Genomic DNA, 21,551 nt, shown 5'->3' on the forward strand with positions numbered 1-21,551 from the left:
TCCCGTCCCGCGTTACCGGCTCAGTATCGGGAAAGCCAGAAACCGCCCTCCGCCATGGCGCGCGGGTCTATTTTCGCCACCACCTGCGGGAAGGCCTGTCTGGTTTCCATGCAGCGGTAATACCCGCACAGGCATTCGGCGAAGCACAGCAGATCCCGGTTGGCGAACACCCGCGCGTCGCCGTTGTCGTGGTCCCACATCACCACTTCGCCACTGGCCGCGTCGATGGCCAGCACATTGCCGCCGCCATCATGGCCGATCGCCCAGCCGGGTGCCGGCAGCGCGGCGGAGACTTCGGCCGCACGCTCGGCGTCGAAGAACGACAGATACGGTGCCGCTTCGCGTGGCAGCCCCTGTTCGTTCAGCAGCTGCCGCGCGTGCGGGTGCAGCCATGCCGGCAACGTTGCCAGCGGATGACGCTGGAACACGAAGAGATCGGCCAGATCAGGCGCTTCCTCGATCAGTTCGGCCGGTACCACCGGCAGCAGGGCCGTCAACGTTTCCTGAAAAAGGGTCACAATGGCAGGTAGGCCATCGCGCCCCGGCTCCGCACCGTCCGTGGTCATGCAGGCCTTCGCTCAGGCGATCTGCACGATGCGCGCGTTCTGGCACAGCGGGTAGCTGGCCACGAACTCTGCGATCGCATCACGCATCTTCTCGAACGACTCGCCATACATGTACAGCGAGGTCTCGGTCGGGCCCTGCCACCAGCTGCAGATCTCACCCAGGCCATCGATTTTCTCGGACAGCTGCTCGAACACGTGGTTGGAATCACACTGTTCGTACACTTCGTCCGGCAGGTTCAGACCATCCAGATAGATGCCCAGCCCCTCGGTGACACCAAAGGCACGGTCGGCCTCGCCCGCACCCTGCAGCTGCGAACCCTTGGGCGCACCCAGCTGTTCCAGCAGGTCGATCAGTTTCGGCACGCCATCCGCATCGACCAGCGCCACTTCGATATCGCCGTACTCGACTTCGCCCAGGTCGGAGATCGCGGTGCCACCACCGGTCAATTCACCCACCTTCGCCGCCTGCAGCAGCGCATCGAGCGGATCCTCGAACAGCTCGTGGCGATGCTCGGGCTGCAGCTTCGCATTCAACTTCACGGTGACGTGCAAGGTGGGTTCGGTCATGGGGGCGTTCCTGGAAGATGTGCCCGCCATTGTAGAGTCGAGCTTGCTCGACTGCTCTGCTCGACTGCTTTGCGCGTTCAGTCGAGCAAGCTCGACTCTACGGGCCATCAGCGCAGGAACGGCGACACCTTGCGCTTCAGCAGCTCCACCAGCACCGGGTCCATGTACTCGTAGTCATCAGGAATATCCAGGCAGATCACCCGCTTGCCGTTCAGCCACGCCTTGTAACGGCTGGACAGGCGGTTGCGATGCGCCTTTTCCATCACGAACACCAGGTCGGCCCACTGCAGCAGCTCGGGGCTGAGCACTTCATCGGCGTCGGCCAGCAATCCGGCCGAGGCCGTTTCGATACCTGGCCAATCGGCGAACACCTGCTCGGCGGTCGGGCTACGCAGGCGGTTCTGGCTGCAGAGGAAGAGCACGTTGCGGGTCATGCCCGCAGCCTAATCGGGGTCGGATCCCTTTTCCATCGGAAAAGGGTTCTGACCCCTCGACGGTGATCAGATCACCGTCAGGTTGGCGTAGGCCATCACCAGCCACTTGCTGCCGGCATCGGCGAACTCGACCTGCACGCGGGCGTGGGCACCGCTGCCTTCGTAGTCGGTCACCATGCCTTCGCCGAACTTGGGATGGGTGACCAGCGCGCCCAGCTTCAGCGGCGGCGCCTCGATGGAGGCGTGGCCCATCACCCGGCTGCTGCCCAGCGAGGCCGGCCGCGAAACCTGAACCTTCGGGCGAACTTCGTGCAGCAGCTCGCGTGGGATCTCGCGCAGGAAGCGCGACGGCAGGCTGTAGTTGTCCTGGCCATGGATGCGACGCGATTCGGCGTAGCAGAGCACCAGTTTCTGCCGCGCGCGGGTAATGCCCACGTAGGCCAGCCGGCGCTCTTCTTCCAGCCGTCCGCTTTCTTCCAGCGAACGCGCGCTCGGGAACAGGCCGTCTTCCATGCCGGCCAGGAACACCAGCGGGAATTCCAGGCCCTTGGCCGAGTGCAGGGTCATCAGCTGCACGCCTTCCTCGCCCGCCTGCGCCTGCCCTTCACCGGCTTCCAGCGCGGCATAGGCGAGGAACGCCACCAGCTCGTCCATGTCCTCGCCCACTTCCTCGATATCGTCGGCGCGGCGCAGGAAGCGCGAGGCCACCGAAACCAGTTCGTCGAGGTTGTCGGTACGCGATTCCGAATCCAGTGAATTGCGGCTTTCCTTGCTCCAGTGCTCGCGCAGCTGCGAGCGCGACAGCACATGGTCCACGCGCTCGGCCAGGGTCATGTGCTGGGTCTGCGCCTGCAGCTCGTTCACCAGCACCAGGAAGCCCGCCAGCGCATTGCGTGCACGCGCGGCCAGTGCGGTGCCCTGGGTGACCAGCATGGTGGCCTCCCACAGCGAGATGCCCTGCGCACGTGCCTCGCGGCGCACTTCGTCCAGGGTGCGCTCGCCGATGCCACGGGTCGGCGTGTTCACCGCGCGCTCGAAGGCGGCATCATCGTTGCGGTTGGACAGCAGGCGCAGGTAGGCCAGCGCATCCTTGATTTCCGCTCGCTCGAAGAAGCGCATGCCGCCATACACGCGGTACGGCACCTGCTCGCTCAGCAGCGCTTCTTCCAGCGCGCGCGACTGCGCGTTGCTGCGGTAGAGCACGGCCACTTCGGTGTAGCTGCCGCCATCGCGCACCCACTGGCGCGCACGCTCGACGATGTAGCGGGCCTCGTCCATCTCGTTGTAGGCCGCATACAGGTCGATCGGCTCGCCGTCGCCGCTGTCGGTCCACAGTTCCTTGCCGATGCGGTCCGGGTTGTGCGCGATGACTGCGTTGGCCGCGCCAAGGATGTTGGCGGTGGAACGGTAGTTCTGTTCCAGGCGGATGGTCTGCGCGCCCGGGAAATCGCGCAGGAAGCCCTGCACGTTCTCGACCTTGGCACCGCGCCAGCCGTAGATGGCCTGGTCGTCGTCGCCGACCACGAATACATGGCCTTCGTGACCGGCCAGCACGCGCACGAAGGCGTATTGGATGGCGTTGGTATCCTGGAATTCGTCCACCAGGATTTCGCGGAAGCGGGCGCGGTAATGGGCCAGCAGCGCCGGGTTGTCGCGCAGCAGTTCGTGCGCGCGCAGCAGCAGCTCGGCGAAATCGACCAGGCCGGCGCGATCGCAGCGCGCCTGGTACTCGATGTAGGCCTGGCGCATGGTTTCCAGCCACGCATCATGCGGCTCGGGCTGGATGTGCTGCGGGCGGCGGCCCTCATCCTTCTGTTCGTTGATCCACCACGCGATCTGCTTGGGCGGGTACTTGCTGTCGTCGATTTCCAACGCCTGCACCACGCGCTTGACCAGCCGCAGCTGGTCATCCGAATCCATCACCTGGAAGCTTTCGGGCAGCTTGGCATCCTTCCAGTGCAGGCGCAGCAGGCGGTTGGCCAGGCCGTGGAAGGTACCGATCCACATGCCACGGCTGCCGTGGGGCAGCTGCGCGTCGATGCGGTGGCGCATCTCGCCGGCAGCCTTGTTGGTGAAGGTCACCGCGAAAATGCCATGGGTCGGCACGCCTTCGACTTCGTGCAGCCAGGCAATACGGTGGGTGAGTACGCGGGTCTTGCCGGAACCGGCACCGGCCAGCACCAGATGGTGGCCGGGGGGAGCGGAGACGGCTTCGCGCTGGGCCGGGTTCAGGCCATCGAGCAGGTGGGAGACATCCATTCCCGCATTTTACGGCATCGCCGTCGCGGCTAATGCGACCACCTGCGTGGCCAGCGCCTGCGCCTGCTGACGCAGTTCAGGCACCGCCAGGCTTTCCCACAGGCTGCCGATGCGCAGACTGCCGAGTACGCCCAGCCGGGCCTGCGCCGCGCCGCTGGCGCTGCTCAGGCGGTCGCCCGGCACGCTGCTGTCCAGGCCGAGCCCATGCGGCCCGGGGCGGGCCACGCCATCGGCCAGCAACTGCTGCAGCAGCGGGTTGCGCAGCGCGCGGGCACGGGTTTCCACACCGGTGGCGTTGACCACGGCGGCCACCGTCCACTGCTGCGCGCCGCCCGCAGCATCGCGGCCGGACAGGTGCAGCGACGCGCCTTCGCGCCAGACCCGCTGCAGGCGGGAACGGTGCAGGTGCAGCTGGCCGCTGGCCCGCAGTGACTGCAGCTGCGCATCGACCGCTTCGGCAATGCGGTGGCGGTGCACATCCCAGTAGCGCACCACATGGCGCAGGAAGCGGCGCTGGTCGGTTTCGTCCAGGCTGCACCACAGCGCCTGGCCATGCGGGCGGATGCGATCCATCACGCCCTGCCAGGGCTGGCCATCGGCGTGCGCCTGGCGGGCGTAACCGCGCAGTGCGCGTACACGCTGGCGCAGAGTCATCGACATCAGCGCGACGGGATCGAAATCCGGCAGTACGCCGTGCGCATGCGGCAACGGCAGCAGGCCATGGCGCGAGATGACATGCAGCGGCCCCGAATGGCCCGCGGCAATCAGCGCCAGCACGGTATCGGCCATGCTCAGCCCGGAACCGACGATGGCCAGTGCGTGGGTGCCCGCCAGCGTGCGCACGCCGTCGTAATCCCAGGCCTCGACCACATCCTCGGCGGCCAGCGCATCGGCACCATCGACCGGCAGCGGACGCATGCTGTTGCCGGTGGCGATGACCACCTGCGCCGCATGCACCGTGCCGCCCTCCCCCAGCGAAAGCCGATAGCCTTGGCTGTCCGGCTGCAGCGCGGACACCGGCTGCATGATCACCTGCAGCTGTGCCGGACTGGCCGCCGTCGCGTCCTGCAGGCGCTGCTGCAGGTACGCGGCGAAATGGTGGCGGCTCACATAGCGCTCGCCCAGAACCTCGCGTGCCTCGCCCGGATAGGCGTGGGTGGCCTGCAGGTAATCGAGGAAATCACCGGGCTGGTCGGGAAACGCGCTCATCTTCGCCGCCGGCACGTTCAGCAGATGCTCCGGCCACGGCGTTGCGTAGGCGATGCCCTGGGCCACGTGTGAAGCGGGTTCGATGATGGCCAACGCCAACGGCGCCCGGGCCTGGCGCAGCACCTGGATCGCCACCAGCACGCCGGCCGCACCACCACCGATGATCGCCAAGTCCAGTTCGCCATTACGCGGTGAATCAGTCATGCGCCGATTGTAGGCCATGCGGGGCGACGGACCGGCGTGACGCACCGGCGGCCCCTGCATTCACATCAACGCATCGGCCAACCGCGCGATGCCTTCCCGGCTGCGCCGCCAGGCCGCGCGTCTGCGCCACTGCTCCAGGTCCAGCAGGCGCGACTGGCGCAGGTAGTCATCCTCGATGGCGCACAGCTGCTGCACCAGCGCCCGGTCGTAGCAGATCAGGCCAATCTCGGCATTCAACGCAAAGGAACGGATGTCCATGTTGATCGAGCCGAGCACGGCGATGTCATCGTCCACGCTCATGTGCTTGGCATGCAGGAACTGGGGTTCGTACAGGGCAATCTGCACGCCACAGCGCAGCAGCTCGTCGTAGTACGCCTCCTGCGCCCACGAGGTCAGCCGCTGGTTGTTGCTGGCTGACAGGATCAGCTGCACCTGTACGCCGGACAGCGCGGCGATGCGCAAGGCGCTCAGCGTCGCTTCGTCGGGCACGAAGTACGGGGTGACCATCACCAGCCTGCGCCGCGCCAGGTGGATCAGCGCGGCCACGGCATCGCGTGCATTGCTGAACGGATAGGCCGGGCCACTGGGCAGCAGCTGGGTGGCGATGTCATCGGCGCACACCGCGACATCCGCAATCACGTCCAGGCGCTGCCCGGTTTCGATGTACCAGTCGCTGGCGAACACCGCCTCCAGATGGGCCACCGCCGGGCCGCGCACGCGCGCGACCAGTTCCCGGTTGGGGTGGCCGGGCACGAACCGTGGGCCGGCCAGATTCTGCGAACCGACGTACGCCACTTCGTTGTCGATCACGGCGATCTTGCGATGGTTGCGCAGGTCCATGCGCCCGCTGCGGCGCCAGCGCAGGCCACCCGGCAGCATCGCGCGTACTTCGATGTCGCGTGCCTGCAGGCGCTTGCGGTAGGCACGCAGCCCACGCTTGGCACCCACCGCATCCAGCAGCACGCGGCACTGCACGCCACGGGCGGCGGCTCGCTGCAGCGCTTCGACGATGGCCTCGCCCACCGCGTCGTCGAACATGAGGTAGTACAGCAGGTGGACGCGATCCTCAGCCTGGTCGATGTCGGCAATGAGGGTGTGCAGCGATTCGTCATAGTCGGTCAACAGATCGACCGCGTTGCCGTGCACCGGCATGAAATCGCCCTGGCGCTGCACCAGCGGCACGATTTCGGCGCTGGCGGTATCCGGCTGTGGGGCCCAACGCAGGCGACGCTGCAGCGCCTGTTCCTCGCGGATGACCTGCGACGCCTCGGCCTGGCGCCGGATGCGTTCGCGCGACAGCCACGGGTGGCCGAACAGCAGGTACAGCGGCAGGCCCAGCAGTGGCACGAAGCCGACCAGCAGCAGCCAGCTGCGCGCCGCGCCTGGCGTGGTGCGCGCGGGGATCCAGCACAGCGCGACCAGCCGGATGAGCCAGTCGATCAACAGCAGGTACGAACCCAGCAGCCACTCGAACAGCATCGCGTCGCCCGTCGGGAGGTGAGCGGCCATTCTGCCCAGCCTTCATCTGGTGTGCCAACCGAAAGCGTGCCGACCAACGGTCGGCACCCACCGGGTTGGGATGGTCGGCACCCACCGGCACCCACCGCAGGAACACCGGGCACAAAAAAACCCGCCACGCGGGCGGGTTTTTTCGGAAGCGACCAGCAATCCTCGCGGATTACTTGATCTTGCCTTCCTTGTACGGGACGTGCTTGCGCACGACCGGATCGTACTTGGAGAATTCCATCTTCCCCGGGGTGTTCTTCTTGTTCTTGTCGGTCGTGTAGAAGTGACCGGTACCGGCGGTCGAAATCATACGGACCTTATCGCGCTTGCCTGCCATGATCGTCTACTCCTCAGACCTTTTCGCCGCGCGCACGCAGCTCAGCCAGAACGGAATCGATGCCGTTCTTGTCGATGGTGCGCAGTGCATGCGCGGAAACACGAAGCTTCACCCAGCGGTTCTCGCTGGCAACCCAGAAGCGGCGCTCGTGCAGGTTGGGCAGGAAACGACGACGGGTCTTGTTGTTGGCGTGCGAGACGTTGTTACCCGTCTGCACTCGCTTGCCGGAAACCTGGCATACGCGGGACATTGCGCACCTCGATAGTAAGTTGTGTCAGCCCGTAGCCCGGGAGACGGCGGCCTCGGTGGTTGCCCACCACACGTCAAGAGAATCAAAGGGTTACGCTGGCGTTGGGCGGCCGGGGACGTGCTCCCGGGGGTGCCGCCCGGTCGGAAACCGGACACAGCGAGCCGCGCATTATGCACGGGTTCAAGCACTTGCGCAAGTTACCCACAGGGGCGGGTCAGGGCGTGGCGATGAACAACCCGCCCGAACCGGGCGCCCGCTGCAACGCGTCGGGACTCAGCCGCGCCCGCGCCGTGGTGATGAACAGCCGCCCATCCGGGGCGAAGCACAGCGCGCCCACGTGCGGCGCCGGTACGGCCAGCCGCCGCTGCACCGCGCCATTCGCCGCCAGTTCCAGCACACAGGCCCCACCCCACATCGCCACCCACAGGGTGCCCTGCGGCGACAGTGCCAGGCCATCAGGTTTGCCCGCTTCACCCAGGAAATCGGTGACCACCTTCGGCTCGCCCAGCGTGCCCGCCGCCACATCGGCGGGGTAAGCCAGCAGGGTGCGCGCAAGGGTATCAATCACGTACAGGGTGTCGCCGGCCGGGTTGAACACCATGCCGTTGGCCACGCCCAGGCCCTCGGCCACCCGCCGCACCGGCGCATCCACCGATGCCGCGTGGAACAGCGCCCCGCGTCCACCCAGCAGGCCACGGTGCATCGACCCCGCCCACAGGCCGCCATGCGCATCCACGGTCATGTCGTTCAGGCGGCAACCGGCGCCCACATCGATTGCCGGCCCCGGCTGCAGCGCACCGTCAGCGGCAATCCGCACGAAGTGCGTTTCGCCATTGCCGACCAGACCCTGTGGCGCCAGCGCCAGCGACCAGACCGGCTCGGACAGCGACGTGCGCGTGCAGGCCTCGCCGTCCCACTGCAGCAGGGCCGGCGCGGTTGGCTCCACCCAGGCCACGCGACCATCGGCAAGCACCACCGGCGATTCCCCCACCAGCGTTCCTGCATCGCACACCAGGCGTACGCCACTGGCCGGTACCGCCTGCAGCGCCTGCAACCAGTGCCGCGCGCGCCGGCCCACCTCATCGGCGGCGCGACCGGGGCGGTAAAGATCGGTACCAATGCCCACCGCGCGCACGCCGGCCTGCCACAGCGCAGGCAGCGCATCGGTCGTGAAGCCCCCCACCGCCACCAGTCGCGCCTGGGCCGGCAGCACGGCCGACAGTGCCGACAAGCGCGGCGCGGCATCGTGCGCCGGGAAGGCCTTCAGGTAGCGCGCACCTGCGGCCAGCGCGGCGAACGCTTCGGTGGCGGTGCTGAAGCCGGGCATCGGTTCCATGCCGTGCGCGCGTGCGGCGGCGATCACGTCCGGGTTGGTATTGGGAGATACGCAGAAGCGGCAGCCGGTGGCCGCCAGCGCCTCGACCTGGGCAACCTCCAGCACGGTGCCCGCGCCCACCCACAGGCGGTCGCCGAAATGCCCGGCCAGCAGTGCAATGGTGGCCAGCGGATCCGGCGAATTGAGCGGGACTTCAGCCAGGCGCACGCCCGCATCCACCAGTGCCTGGCCGACCGCCAGGGCCTCGGCGCCGGTCAGCCCGCGCAGGATCGCCACCAGCGGTGTCTGTTCGATGGCCGCATCGAAGGCGGCGGCGTGTGCGGTGTTCATGGCATTGCCTGTGTGGCGCGGTGCAGGGCAAGGAAGCCGCGTGTCACGGCATCGTGGGACAGCAGGGTGCGTGCGCTGCCGCCGAGGGCATGCACGGCAGCGGCGTAAAGCGCGCAGACTGGCGCGGCACCGACCATCGGCAGCGGTGCCTGCAGCGCCGCAGGCCACAGCCGCCGTACATCGGCCAGCTCGGCGCCGATCAGTACGCCGCGCAGCCACGAGGCACCGTCTGCACGTGGCAACTCGCCACGGATCACCCGCGCCCGCGCACCGAACAACAGGCTGCCCAGCCCCAGCCCGCCGGCATGGCCGTGCTGCAGGCCATCGAAGAAAGCCGCTCCCTCCGCCGCCGGGCCGTCCACCACCGACGCCAGCAGCCCGGCGGCGGTGAGCCGGTCGAAGATCTCGCCGGACATTGCCGTGAGGAAGGACACCACGGCCCCACCCTGCAGCTGCACCCATTTGCTGTGCGTGCCGGGCAGCGCCACCAGCCCATCCGGTGGCAGCACACCAGTGGCCAGCAGGCCCAGCAGTTCGGTTTCTTCACCACGCATGATGTCCGGCGCGTCGTCCTGCGTTCGTCGGCAGGCCAGTCCAGGCACGATGGCCACCGGTATCTGGCCGATGCAGGTGTGATGCAGCTGGGCGGCCAGCCGCTCTGGCGTGGCCGGGCAGTCCGCGTAGCCGGCATCGCTCCAGCCGATGTTCGATCCGACCATGCCACACGCGTACACCGCCGCGGCGCCCGGCCAGGCGGCGGCGGTCTGTTCCAGCAGCGCCTGCATCTGCGTGCGGTCCAGCCCGGCGATGCTGCGGGGCTGCTCCACGCTGTCCAGCAGCCGCCCATCGGCGGCGATGAGGAAGGCGCGGAAGTTGCTGCTGCCCCAGTTGATGCCGATGATCGGTGCGTCGTTGTCGTGCATGCTCATCGGCGCGTCACCCCGGCGCCACCGTCCAGCGGTACCACCGCACCCGTGATCCAGCCGCTGCGCGGCGATGCCAGGAACAGCGCAAGCTCTGCGGCATCGGTGGCGGTACCCAGGCGCTGCAGTGGGTGCCGCTGCACGTTGCGTGCGCGGGCCGCCGCCGGATCATTGCTGCGCGCGAACGACCCCTGCAGCATCGGTGTATCCACCGATGCTGGTGCGATCGCGTTGACCCGGATGTGCTCATCTGCAAGTTCCAGCGCAGCGGTACGCGCCAGCGACTCCAGCGCGGCCTTGGACGCTGCATAGGCCGCCAGCCCGGGCGTGGCATAGCGGGCGTTGATTGAAGACAGCAGCACGATGCTGCCGCCTCCATTCGCACGCAGGCCAGCCAACCCATGGCGCATCAGCCGGCGCGCACCCAACACGTTCACCGCATGCACCTGCTGCCAGAGCACATCATCGTCCGCCCAGGTGTCGGCCGGCGGGCACCAGCCCGCGCAGTGGATCAGCGCGTCCAGCGGCTGGCCCAGGTGTGGTGCCAGCGCGGCATCGACCGCACCGGCATCGGCCAGGTCGGCCCGTACCTGCGTGGTCGCTGCTGGAACCGGATCCCGATCCAGTGCCAGCACCTGCGCCCCCTGTGCCTGCAGCTGCGCCAGCACCGCCGCGCCGATGCCACTGGCCGCCCCGCTCACCCAGACATGCCGGCCTTGCCACTCACCCTGCATTGCGTCGTTGCCCATGCTCAGAACCGGTAGGTAAGGCTGGCCTTGTACGAGCGGCCGAACACCACGTTGGTACGCAGGCCCTCGTCGTAGCCGTCGAAGGTGCGCTGCTCGCTGTCCAGCAGGTTGTTGGCTTCCACCTTCAACGACAGGCGGTCGCTGAAATCGTAGCTCATCGACGCCGACAGATCCTTGTAGGTGTCGTTGAAGATGCCGGTGGCGGCGCTGGACAGGCCAACCAGATACTCATCGCGCCAGTTGTAGGCCACGCGGATGCCGAACGGGCCGTTCTCGTAGTAGCCGATCAGGTTGGCGTTGTTCTTCGACAGCCCGGGGAAGGTCATGGCGTTGCCGTTGATGTCGGTGATCGGCGTTTCCGAGTCGATCCACGTATAGGTGGCGACCACGCCGAAGCCATCGAGCATGCCGCTGAACGGCACCTGGGCCAGCAGCTCCACGCCCTTCACCTTGGCCTTGTCGCCGTTGATCTTGCGCAGCACCAGGTAGTTGATGTTGTTGTAGGTTTCCGCGCTCTGCCGCTGCACGATGAACGTCGACACGTCCTTGTAGAACAGGCCGGCCGAAAGCAGGCCCTGGCCACCGTAGTACCACTCCAGCGACAGGTCGTACTGGGTGGCCTTGAACGGATCCAGGTCGGGTGCGCCGCCGCTGCCGGTGCCCGGCGAGGTCTGCACGCCGTTGCCATCGAACACCGCATTGTTGTTGAGGGTCACGCCATTGTTGAGGTCTTCGGTGTTGGGGAAGGCCACCACCTTGGCCGCACCACCGCGCAGCACCAGGCTGTCGGTGATCTGCAGCTTGGCCACGGCCGAGGGCAGGACTTCACGGTCGTCGCGGTCGAAGGTGGACGGGGTAAGCGTGCCGTTGCCACTGATCAGGTTGCCACGCGAGCTCAGGTCGCGGCCGACGAAGCGCACGCCGACGTTGCCGCCCAGTGCCATGCCGCTCACTTCGGTATCCCAGTTGAGCTTGGCATAAGCCTCCAGGAAGTCCTCGTCCACACGGAACGTGGCGGCGTAGGCCAGCGCGTTGTTGCGCGGGTCCAGGCACTGCGGGTTCTGCGAGATCTGCGGCACCGTGGTGAAGCTCTCGCAGCCACCGAAGGTACTGCGGAAAGCGCCAAGGTAGTCGCGCGGCAGGCCGCTGAATTCGCCGGGCAGGAAATCATTGTTGCTGTAGACGCGGATGTACGGCGCCATCTGCGTGACCGGGATGCCACCGGCCGGACGGATATCCGCACGTAGCGGATCCTGCAGACTCTCCAGCCGGCTGAAGCGGGCGCCGAAATCCAGCGAGCGCAGCGGACCATCATCGAACGCCAGACTCCAATCGCTGCGCAGCGCGCGCGAATCGGTCCTGGCCCGCCAGTAGTTGTCGAACATGATGGTCATGCGCCACTGCGCCGGATCTGTCACATCCACGCCGCTGACGTTGAAGCTGCCGAAGTTGCCACTGCGCAGGTCGAAGTCGGTCACCGAGGTCAGCCCGGCCATCGGCGCCAGGCGCATGTAGCGCTGGTCGTACTTGGCGGTGGATCGGCCCCAGTCCAGTTCCACCGAACCGTCCAGCCGCTCGCCTACGCGGAAGCTGGCGCGCAGCGCACTGGAGATCGTGTCCGAGTCGATATCCGCCGCTTCGGAGTTGAGCAGAACGGTGCCGGTGGAACGGCCAGCCAGCAGGATGTCGTGTTCGGAATAAACCGCGTTGGTCAGGCCGGCCGATGGATTGAAGGCGATCCAGTAGCGGTCGCGCTCGGCCTTCTGCCGTGAGTAGAAGGTATCCCATGTCAGCTCGACGCCATCGCTGGGGCGCCACTGCAGCACGGTGCTGACCCCGACCTTGGTGCGGTCGTCGTCAATGTTCTGCGCGCGCATGTCGGTGCTGCCGAAACGTGTGGTGCCCGGGCTGGCGGGGTCGGTGTAGCGGGCGTAGCCGGAGAAGGTGTCCAGGCCCTGCTGCACGACGTTGCGGCGACCGTAGGTGGCCGAGACCAGCGCGCCGAAACGCCGGTCCTCGCTGCGCCGCGATACCAGGCCAAAGGCATTGTGACCCCAGGCATCGGCCATTTCGTCGTAGGTGCCAGCCACGCTCACCACGTTCTGCTCGGCATCGCCGGACAGTGGCTGGCGGGTGTGGATGTCGACAATCCCGCCGAGGCCACCGCTGAGCTGGTCGGCACCGGCCAGCTTGGTCACTTCCAGCCGTGAGATCAGTTCTGACGGCACCAGCGAGAGCAGGCCGTAGGTCGACGTGGCCAGCTGGTCCAGGCCGTTGCCGCCGCGGCCGGTGGCATCGACGATCTGCCGCCCGTTGTAGAGCAGCACGTTTTCCTTCAGGCCGCGCACCAGGATGTCGCTGCCCTCGCCCATGCCGCGTTCCAGCTGCACACCGGCCACGCGGCCGAGCGATTCGGCCACATTGGTGTCCGGCAGCTTGCCGATGTCGTCAGCGACGATCGCATCGACAATCTGAGCCGAGTCGCGTTTCAGATCACGCGAGGCTTCCAGGCTGCCGCGGATGCCGACGACGCTGACGGCGTCGAGGGTCTGCGCCTGCTGCTGGCCCTCGCCGGTGGTGGTGGCCGGGGCCGTGTCCTGCGCCGATGCCAGCACGGGCATCAGCAGGCAGGTCCCCAGAGCGGTGAACAAGGTCGAACGTGGAAAACGATGCATGGATCGGGCCCTCTCCCAAGGTTGGGATCCAGGCGGCACCGACCGGGACCGGCGCGGACCCTCCGTCCGCTGCCCCGCCCCACCCCGCTTGCCGAACTGCCACCTGGATCCAGCGCTTTTCCGGTCGTTGCTGCTGCACTGCGACTTGGCAGTGGTGTAGCTAATATAGCAATATGATTTTGCCGCGCACGCTGCACCGCAGCGAAGAATGACGGTTCCTTTGCGGCAAAAGCTGGAACCTCCCCCCCATGGTGTTGCTACATACGGCACACCCTTTCCAACAAGGATCCGGCGCAATGGCCGCTCTTCAAGGTGTCTTCCCGATTCTTCCTACGATCTTCGACGCGCGGGGCGCGGTGGACGAAGCCGGTACCCAGGGGGTGTTCGAGTACCTGCTGGCCGCCGGTGCTGCGGGGGTGGTCTTCCCCGGCCTGGCCAGCGAATACGACATGCTGGACGTGGAGGAGCGACTGCACCTGACCGCCTGCATCGGCCGCTGGAACAACGGTCGCGTGCCGTTCATCGTGGGCGGCAGTGCGAAGACGCTGGACGATGCCGTGCGCCTGACCCGTGCCGGTGGCGATGCTGGCGCGGCGGCGGCCATGGTACTGACCCCGCACACGCTGGCCGGCGACAGCGAAGGCATGGCCGCGTTCTTCACCCGCCTGGGCGAGGAGTCGGGCCTGCCCATCATGCTGCAGAACGCACCGCCACCGATGGGGGTCGGCCTGGGCGTGGATGCGCTGCTGGCGCTGGCCACGCAGGTGCCGGCCATCGCCTACGTCAAGGAAGAAACGATGCCGTCGGGGCATCGCATCACCGCATTGTCCGAACGTGCCGGCGATGCCGTGCAGGCGGTGTTCGGCGGTGCCGGCGCGCGATATGTGCTGGATGAACTGGCACGCGGCGCGGTAGGCACCATGCCGGCCTGCGAGATCACCGAAGTCCATGTGGCCATGCTGGCCGCGCATGCCGCCGGCGATCACGAACGCGCACGGGTCCTGTTCGAGCGCACGCTGCCGCTGCTGAGCATGCAGGCGGTGTTCCGCTGGCGGCTGACCAAGGCCGTGCTGCTGCGCCGGGGCATCATTGATTGCGAACATGTCCGCGCACCCGGGCCGGCCCTGGATGCCTGGGACCGCCGCGAACTGGATACCCTGTTGGCACGCATCGCCGACCTGCTGCCGTTGGACATCGTGCCCGGCCGCCCACAACGGAACCCTGCATGAGCGCCGTCACCCGCGTCGAGACCTTCATCCTCACCGTGCCGCGCAGCACCCCCTATCTGGGGCCGCTGGGCGAAGGTGAGCGGGTGAACGCACGTGGCTATCTGGTACGCCGGGGCAACGGCACGTTGTACCCCACCGTGGACCGCTCGGTGCTGGTGCGGGTCACCACCGCCGACGGCGGTGTCGGCTGGGGTGAGACGTATGGCATCTGCGCACCGCGCGCCACATGCGAAATCATCAATGACCTGCTGGCACCGGAACTGCTGGGTCGCGAGCCGGCAGACGTCGAGACGATCTGGGATGATCTCTACGGTCTGATGCGTGTGCGCGGTTGCAGCAGCGGCTTCCACACCGATGCCATCGCCGCACTGGACATCGCGCTGTGGGACCTGCGCGCGCGTGCCGCCGACCGGCCACTGTGGTCGCTGCTCGGCGAGCGGCGCCATGAGCGCATCGCCGGCTACGTGTCCGGCCTGCCTGCGGCCACGCTGGACGAGAAGGTGGCGATGGCGCGCACGTTCCAGCAGCAGGGCCATACCGCCTTCAAGGTGCATGCGGTGGTCAGCCATGAGGGGATTGCCGAAGAGCTGGCCGCCCTGCGCCAGGCACTGGGCGCGGACGCCGAGCTGATGGTGGACCTGCACTGGAAGTTCGACCTGCAAGGCGCGCTTCAGCTGGCCCACCAGCTGCAACCGGTGAATCTGACCTTCATCGAGGCACCGCTGAAGCCGGAAGACGCGCCGGGGCTGGTCACACTGGGTCAACGGAGTCCGATACCGGTGGCCGCCGGCGAAGAATGGCCGACGGACCATGTGGCCAGGCCGCGCGTGGAAGGTGGCAGCCTGGCCTATGTGCAACCGGAGATGGGCCACACCGGCATCACCCAGTTCCTGCGCATCGCGCGCCTGGCAGCTGCCCATGGGGTGCAGGTGGCACCGCACGCCACCATCGGCGGCGGCATCTTCATGGCCGCCAGCCTGCACGCATCGGCTGTTGTCGAAGGCCTGTGGCGGCACGAGTGGCAGCACTCGATCTTCTCGCGCTCGGTGCAGATGCTGGATACCGACATGGCCTATGCGCAGGATGGCTACCGCCTGCCCAGCGGCGCCGGCCTGGGTGCCGTGCCCAACGCGGCGTTCTGGCAACACGCCGAAGCCGTGACCTGACCTGCCTTCGCTTTTGTAGCGTCGAGCTTGCTCGACTGCTCCTGCTTCGTAGAGTCGAGCTTGCTCGACCGAGGAACAGGCGGTCGAGCATGGCTCGACGCTGCACAGAGCGAGCTACGCCGACTGTTGCCCCACCAGGGTCATCGGCGAACGCCGCGCCTGGCGCAGTGCGATCCATGCCAGCACCACTGCGGTCGGATGCAGCACTGCCATCAACACAAAGGCGCGGTCGAAGTTGCCACCGGCCACCAACTGCCCGACCACCTGCGCCGACACCATGCCGCCCAGCGCACTGCCGCAACCCACCAGCCCCGCCACTGACGCGATGTAGCGCGAGGGGAAAAGATCCACCGTCATCGTGGTCAGATTGATCTGGTAGGTGAGGTGGGCGAACGTGACCAGGCAAGCCAGGCCGAGCAGCACCGGAATCGGTGGATGCAGGGCGACGAATATGCCCACCGGCGCCAGGCATGCCGCGCCGATCATTGTGCGCAGGCGGGCCTGCACCGGATCCATGCCGCGCTTTACCAGGCCACCGGAAATCAGGCCACCGCCAACGCTGCCGATGTCGGCGGCCACGTAGACGATCCAGGCCAGCGACGCGACCGCCATCAGGCTCATGCCGCGTGCATCCCCCAGGTACTTGGGGAACCAGAACAGGTAGAAATACCAGACCGGGTCAGCCACTGCGCGCGAGGCGACCAGCGCCCACACCGTGCGGTCGCGCGCCAGCCGGCCCCAGACACCTTTCATGCTCGGCGGCGTCGGCGCGGGCACGGTCTCGCTGGTCGCAGGCACATCGTCGGCGCTGGCGGCCACGGCAGTGGCCTGCTTGCCGGCGCCGCGTGGATAGGCCCACCACCAGCCGATCATCCACACCAGGCCCGCCAGGCCGGTGATCCAGAACGCCGCACGCCAGCCGTAGGCGATGGCGATGCCGCCGATCAGCGGCGGGGCCAGCGTGGCGCCGATCATCGCCCCAGCGGTGTACAGGCCCAGCGCAAGGCCCCGCTGCCGGGGTGGAAACTGTTCGGACACCACTTTGGTGCCCACCGTGTAGTTGCCCGGTTCACCCAGCCCCAGCGCGAAGCGCGCCGCACCCAGCTCGACGGCACTGCGTACAAAGCCGGTGGCGATGTTGGCCAACGACCACCAGCCGACAAAGAGCAGCAGCGCCACGCGTGCTCCCAGCCAGTCGGTAACGCGTCCGGCCATGACATAGGCGGCGGCGTAGGCAAACAGGAAGACCTGCACCACCCGTGCGTACTCGATGTCGGACATGTCCAGGTCGGCCTGGATGGTGGTGGCCAGGATCGACAGCGCCTGCCGGTCGAGATAGTTGATGACGGTGGAAAAGAACAGCAGCCCCAGCAGGACCCACTTGGTCTTGCCCGACCCGCTCATGCCTGCCACCGCTTGGCCATCGACGACGCCTCCCTATCGGAAGGCTGCAACGTATTGCTATTGTAGCAACAGGTCAAGTCGCACTGCGGCAGGCCTGGCCGGTATGCCTCAGCCGATCTCGGCCGCCGCCGTACGCAGGGCTGCCACCAGTTCACCGGTGGCCGATTCGGGAATCCAGCCGGACATGGCGATGCCGGCGTGCACCGGATCCCCCATGGCGATGGCCACGATATGGTGGTCGCGTTCGTCGGCCACGTGCACCCGGGCGTGGCCCTGAGCGCGGGTCACCGCCAGGGTTGCCAGCAACTGCTCGATGCCCTCGGGGAACATCGGAATCGGCTTGTCCTGATAGATCTCGCGCACGTCGTCATCGCTCAGCTGGGCCAGCAGCACGATGCCGATGCCGCTGGTGGTGGCCGGCAACAGGCCGATACGGCCCAGGCCGCGAGCCGCCTCGATGCCCGGCGGTGCATGGAACAGGTAGCTGACGCTGTCGTTCCACAGCACGCCCAGCGCCACGGTGTGGCCGAAGCGGCGCAGGCTTTCCAGCACCGGCAGGGCGCGGCGGATCAGCCCGGAGGCGAACAGGCTCTGCGCGGCCAGCACGTGCATGCCAGGGCCGGCGGTGTATTTGCGGTCGGCGGTCTGCCGCGCGATGCCCAGATAAGCCAGGGTCTTGAGCAGGCGGTTGACCCGCGTCGGGTTGGCGTCGAGCTGGCGGGCCAGTTCACGGCAACCGACCGGTTCGGGCGACGACGCCAGCGCCTGCAGAGTGGCGATGCCATCAATCAGGCTCTGGTTGGGCTGGGCATTGGGCTTGGTTCGCATGCAGGAAGCGTACTGGGCGGCCCCGTGCAATGCCACCAATAGCAACACGAGAGATCGTTCGCACGGCCTTCTGCGACCTGCGGCAATACTGGCGCCCCCCACCCACAAAGCCCCCGATGCGACTGCTGGCCCTGACCTATGGAACCGAAGGCGACACCCGGCCGCTGGTGATGCTGTGCCATGGGCTGCGCCAGGCGGGCCACGAGGTGATGCTGCTGGCCGAGCAGGGCACGCTGGGAAGCGCGCGGGAGCTGGACGTGCCGCATGCGGCGCTGGAAGGCGACATCCACGACGAAGTGGTGGCGCTGGTGGCGCGCGGCAACAACCTGGCTGCCGCTTCGCGCGGGCTGGCGCGGATGGCCGGCCGCCACGTGCCGGCGTGGATGGCGCAGGCCGATGCGGCCGCGGCCGGCTGCGATGCGGTGTTGACGGGCGGCTTGGCGGCCCTGGTGGGCCTGAGCGTGGCCGAACGGCGCGGCCTGCCGGCCATCGGTACCGGCATGATTCCGCTGACCCCGACGCGCGCGTTCGCGTCGCCCTTCCTGCCACCCCTGCCGCTGCCGGGCGCCCTGCGCCGGGCCAGCTACGGGCTGGTCAACCAGACGGTCTGGCGCACCTTCCGTAAGCCGATCAACGCGGCGCGCGCCACGCTGGGGCAAGCGCCGCGTCGCACGCTGTGGACCGGTCTGCCCATGCTGTACGGCATTTCGCCGCAGCTGCTGCCACCCCCTGCGGACTGGCCGGCCGACCACGTGGTCTGCGGGCAGTGGCGGATGCCCGAACAACCGTGGTCGCCGCCCGCCGACCTGCAGGCCTTCCTCGACGCCGGTCCTGCGCCGGTCTATCTCGGCTTCGGTAGCATGACCGGCTTCGACCGCGAGCATGTGCTGCCCGCCTTGCTGCAGGCACTGGCGCCGCGCCGCGTGCTGCTGTTTCCGGGCTGGGCCGGATTGCCCTCGGGTGCATTGCCCGCGAACGTGTTCGTGCTCGGCCCGACACCGCACGAAGCCTTGTTCCCGCGCTGCGCGATGGCCATCCACCATGGCGGCAGCGGCACGACGCACTCGGCCTGCCGCGCCGGCATTCCTTCGCTGGTGATGCCCTTTGCCGCCGATCAGTTCTTCTGGGCACGGCGCCTTCAGGCGCTGGGCGTGGCACCTGCACCGTTGTCAGCCAAGCGGTTGCACGCGGCCACGCTGGCGGCGGCAATTGCGTTCGCCGAGGACAGCACTGCGCGTGCACGCGCCGCGGCACTGGGCGTGGCAATGGCCACAGAAGATGGAGTGGCCACTGCGATCGCCGCGATTGACGCAACTCGACCTTACGGCCAAACAGACGTTGCTGTAGAACCTTGAGCTGGCTCTACCAAAGGAGATGTGCAGCCCATGAAGCCCTCGGGTGAACAGAGCCAAGGGGCCTTTGGCCGGCAACAAAAAAACCCCGGACCCATCACTCACGAGAAGCATGTGAGGAGAGGAGTTGACCGGGGTATGCGTCGAGGATGCCAGGGGGAAATCAAACCATGTTCAAGAGCCCGCGCTGGGCATCGCTCATCGCTGGGCAGGCATAGATCCGGCCATCAGCCGCAATCAACGCAGGTGCGGAATCACCTGGGCCAGCAGATGCGCATCCTTCAGCGCGCCGTGCAGGCCTCGCGTGCCGTGAATGCGCAGGCGCTGCAGCACATCGTCCAGTTTGTTGCCCTGCCCAGGCCAGCGCCTACGCGCCAGCTTCAGGCTGCAGGTGATGCGGCAGTACTGCGCCAGGGTGCCGGGCATGCCGGCCAGGCGCAGCTCGTTGTCGAGGAAGCCCACATCGAAGGTGGCGTTGTGCGCGACCATCTCGCTGCCACGCAGGAATTCCAGCAGCTCGGCGGCCTTGCTGGAGAACAGCGGCTTGCCCACCAGCATTGCATCACTGATGCCATGCACGCGCTGCGCGCCCCAGTCCACCGAGCGCTGCGGCTGCAGGTAGGTGTGGAACTGGCGGCCGGTCAGCTGGCCATCGATCAGTTCCACCGCACCGATTTCGATGACCCGGTGGCCCATGCGATGGGAAATGCCGGTGGTTTCGGTATCCAGTGCGACGATGCGACTCATGCGGGGGGATGTGTCCTGTTGCGTGCTGTGGTGATTTTCGCATGCTTGCCGCAGAGGCAGTCGAGCGCCGCTCGACTCTACAAGGGCGTTACCCCAACACCTCCACCACCCAGTCGATGAACACCCGCAGCCGCTGGCTCATGTGCCGGTTCGGCGGAAACATCACGTGCATCGGCATCGGTGGCAGTTGCCAGTCCTGCAGCACCGGCTGCAGTTCGCCGCGGGCCACGTGCGGCTGCGCCATGTAGCTGGGCAGCGCGACCACGCCCAGCCCTGCCACGCCGGCGGCCAGGTAGGCATTGCCATCATCGAAGCCCACGGCGTGGCGGCCCTGCACTTCGATGCGCTCCTGCCCACGCTGGGCCGTGAACACACGTGCGCGCCCCGTGCGCGGGCTGAGGAAGCCGACCATGTGGTGGTCAGGCCCTTCCAGCGCGCGCGGGTGGTCCGGCGCACCGAAGCGCTGCAGGTAAGCGGGGCTGGCGTGGAAGCCGATCGACAGGCTGGCCAGCGGCCGCGCCACCAGTGCCGGATCCACCGGTGTTCCGCCACGGATCACGCAGTCCACGTTGTCGGCGATGACGTCGATCTCGCGGTCGCTGACGCCGATGTCCAGCTGGATGTCCGGATAGCACGCGTGAAAGTCCGGCAGTGCGGGCACCAGCCGCAGCCGCGCATATGGCCCCGGCACGTCGATGCGCAGGCGCCCGCGTGGCTGCCTGGCCGCATCGCCCAGACCGCCTTCCACCTCTTCCAGTTCGGCCAGCAGGCGAGCGATGCGCGGGTAGTAGGCGGCGCCATCGGCGGTGACGCTGACCCGCCGCGTGGTGCGGTTGAGCAACCGCAGCCGCAGGTGCGCCTCCAGCTGCTGCACCAGCTGGGTGACCGTGGTGCGGCTGACCTGCAGGGTGTGCGCGGCGCGGGTGAAGCTGCCGGTTTCCACTACGCGGGCAAAAGCCCGCATCGCCTCGAAACGGTCCATGACCAGGCCGTGATTGTTTGGAATCAACAATCAATCTAGGCCGATAATCGCCGTTTATCCAGACAGACCCGGCGCGCACCATGGAGACCTTCCCAATGGAGCCTGCCCATGACTCACCGCGACGTGGTCTTTCCCGCTGGCCGCCAGGCGATTTACGAGCGCAACCGCTACTCGCCGGCCATCCGTTCCAATGGCTTCCTGTTCGTCTCCGGCCAGGTCGGCAGCCGCGAGGACGGCTCACCCGAGCCGCACTTTGAAATGCAGGTCCGCCGCGCTTTCGACAATCTCAATGCCGTGCTGGCAGCCGCTGGCTGCACGTTCGATGATGTGATCGACGTAACCGTGTTCATGGTCGATCCGGAAACCAACTTCGAGAAAGCCTGGGCCATCGTGCCCGAGTACTGGGGCGAAGCGCCGCACCCGACCCTGACCGGCATCGGCGTGACCTGGCTGTATGGGTTCCAGTTCGAGATCAAGGTGATCGCGAAGCTGCCGTAA

20 protein-coding genes are annotated in these 21,551 nt (G+C 67.4%); 4 read left to right on the top strand and 16 right to left on the bottom strand.

Annotated features, from left to right (window positions below):
• Nucleotides 1-20: 20 nt before the first annotated feature.
• The 12 genes from C1924_RS19660 to C1924_RS19715 all read right to left on the bottom strand — a co-directional run bounded on the left by C1924_RS19660 (nt 21) and on the right by C1924_RS19715 (nt 13,345).
• Complete coding sequence (locus C1924_RS19660) at nt 21-497, bottom strand: SUKH-4 family immunity protein (RefSeq protein ID WP_159094853.1); 477 nt, start codon at nt 495-497, stop codon at nt 21-23.
• 81 nt (nt 498-578) lie between these two features.
• Nucleotides 579-1,133 (bottom strand): hypothetical protein, encoded by a 555-nt coding sequence (locus C1924_RS19665; RefSeq protein ID WP_108766823.1) that lies wholly within the window; start codon nt 1,131-1,133, stop codon nt 579-581.
• Between the two features lie 107 nt (nt 1,134-1,240).
• Entirely contained in the window at nt 1,241-1,567 is a 327-nt protein-coding gene (locus tag C1924_RS19670; protein WP_108766824.1) for a low molecular weight protein tyrosine phosphatase family protein, read from the bottom strand.
• 66 nt (nt 1,568-1,633) lie between these two features.
• Nucleotides 1,634-3,826 (bottom strand): DNA helicase II, encoded by a 2,193-nt coding sequence (uvrD, locus tag C1924_RS19675; RefSeq protein WP_108766825.1) that lies wholly within the window; start codon nt 3,824-3,826, stop codon nt 1,634-1,636.
• A 9-nt stretch (nt 3,827-3,835) separates the two neighbouring features.
• The gene (locus C1924_RS19680; protein WP_108767132.1) at nt 3,836-5,257 is read right to left on the bottom strand and encodes an FAD/NAD(P)-binding protein; all 1,422 of its coding nucleotides are present in this window, start codon (nt 5,255-5,257) and stop codon (nt 3,836-3,838) included.
• A 42-nt stretch (nt 5,258-5,299) separates the two neighbouring features.
• Nucleotides 5,300-6,718 (bottom strand): cardiolipin synthase, encoded by a 1,419-nt coding sequence (gene cls / locus C1924_RS19685; RefSeq protein WP_108766826.1) that lies wholly within the window; start codon nt 6,716-6,718, stop codon nt 5,300-5,302.
• 199 nt (nt 6,719-6,917) lie between these two features.
• Nucleotides 6,918-7,085, bottom strand: a complete 168-nt coding sequence (rpmG, locus tag C1924_RS19690) for a 50S ribosomal protein L33 (RefSeq protein ID WP_170272460.1) — start codon at nt 7,083-7,085, stop codon at nt 6,918-6,920.
• A gap of 10 nt (nt 7,086-7,095) precedes the next feature.
• Nucleotides 7,096-7,332 carry a 50S ribosomal protein L28 gene (rpmB, locus tag C1924_RS19695; RefSeq protein WP_005411638.1) on the bottom strand — a complete coding sequence of 79 codons (237 nt, stop codon included), beginning with the start codon at nt 7,330-7,332 and terminating at the stop codon, nt 7,096-7,098.
• 214 nt (nt 7,333-7,546) lie between these two features.
• Entirely contained in the window at nt 7,547-8,998 is a 1,452-nt protein-coding gene (locus tag C1924_RS19700) for a 2-dehydro-3-deoxy-6-phosphogalactonate aldolase (RefSeq protein WP_108766827.1), read from the bottom strand.
• A complete protein-coding gene (locus C1924_RS19705) occupies nt 8,995-9,927 on the bottom strand; it encodes a 2-dehydro-3-deoxygalactonokinase (RefSeq protein WP_108766828.1) in 933 nt (310 codons plus the stop codon). The genes C1924_RS19700 and C1924_RS19705 overlap by 4 nt, the downstream gene beginning before the upstream one ends.
• The gene (locus C1924_RS19710) at nt 9,924-10,670 is read right to left on the bottom strand and encodes an SDR family oxidoreductase (RefSeq protein WP_108766829.1); all 747 of its coding nucleotides are present in this window, start codon (nt 10,668-10,670) and stop codon (nt 9,924-9,926) included. Before C1924_RS19710 ends, C1924_RS19705 begins: the two co-directional genes overlap by 4 nt.
• 2 nt (nt 10,671-10,672) lie before the next feature.
• Nucleotides 10,673-13,345: a TonB-dependent receptor gene (locus tag C1924_RS19715; protein ID WP_108766830.1), complete on the bottom strand. Its 2,673-nt coding sequence runs from the start codon at nt 13,343-13,345 to the stop codon at nt 10,673-10,675.
• 296 nt (nt 13,346-13,641) lie between these two features.
• Between C1924_RS19715 and C1924_RS19720 the strand changes: the two genes are divergently transcribed.
• Nucleotides 13,642-14,574 (top strand): dihydrodipicolinate synthase family protein, encoded by a 933-nt coding sequence (locus C1924_RS19720; RefSeq protein ID WP_108766831.1) that lies wholly within the window; start codon nt 13,642-13,644, stop codon nt 14,572-14,574.
• On the top strand, nt 14,571-15,740 hold the full coding sequence (locus tag C1924_RS19725; RefSeq protein WP_108766832.1) for a mandelate racemase/muconate lactonizing enzyme family protein: 1,170 nt from the start codon (nt 14,571-14,573) through the stop codon (nt 15,738-15,740). Before C1924_RS19720 ends, C1924_RS19725 begins: the two co-directional genes overlap by 4 nt.
• 114 nt (nt 15,741-15,854) lie before the next feature.
• Here C1924_RS19725 and C1924_RS19730 read toward each other — a convergent pair whose 3' ends face one another.
• A complete protein-coding gene (locus C1924_RS19730; RefSeq protein ID WP_108766833.1) occupies nt 15,855-17,144 on the bottom strand; it encodes an MFS transporter in 1,290 nt (429 codons plus the stop codon).
• 108 nt (nt 17,145-17,252) lie between these two features.
• A complete protein-coding gene (locus tag C1924_RS19735) occupies nt 17,253-17,972 on the bottom strand; it encodes a helix-turn-helix domain-containing protein (RefSeq protein ID WP_108766834.1) in 720 nt (239 codons plus the stop codon).
• 116 nt (nt 17,973-18,088) lie between these two features.
• Between C1924_RS19735 and C1924_RS19740 the strand changes: the two genes are divergently transcribed.
• Nucleotides 18,089-19,327: a glycosyltransferase gene (locus C1924_RS19740; protein WP_108766835.1), complete on the top strand. Its 1,239-nt coding sequence runs from the start codon at nt 18,089-18,091 to the stop codon at nt 19,325-19,327.
• 234 nt (nt 19,328-19,561) lie between these two features.
• Here C1924_RS19740 and dnaQ read toward each other — a convergent pair whose 3' ends face one another.
• Entirely contained in the window at nt 19,562-20,071 is a 510-nt protein-coding gene (gene dnaQ / locus C1924_RS19745) for a DNA polymerase III subunit epsilon (protein ID WP_108766836.1), read from the bottom strand.
• 88 nt (nt 20,072-20,159) lie between these two features.
• Nucleotides 20,160-21,053, bottom strand: a complete 894-nt coding sequence (locus C1924_RS19750) for a LysR family transcriptional regulator (RefSeq protein WP_108766837.1) — start codon at nt 21,051-21,053, stop codon at nt 20,160-20,162.
• Between the two features lie 108 nt (nt 21,054-21,161).
• Here C1924_RS19750 and C1924_RS19755 point away from each other — a divergent pair, with 108 nt between their 5' ends.
• Nucleotides 21,162-21,551 (top strand): RidA family protein, encoded by a 390-nt coding sequence (locus C1924_RS19755; RefSeq protein ID WP_108766838.1) that lies wholly within the window; start codon nt 21,162-21,164, stop codon nt 21,549-21,551.

Origin of the sequence: Stenotrophomonas sp. ESTM1D_MKCIP4_1, assembly GCF_003086895.1 — a bacterium.
In the GTDB taxonomy this organism is placed as follows: domain Bacteria; phylum Pseudomonadota; class Gammaproteobacteria; order Xanthomonadales; family Xanthomonadaceae; genus Stenotrophomonas.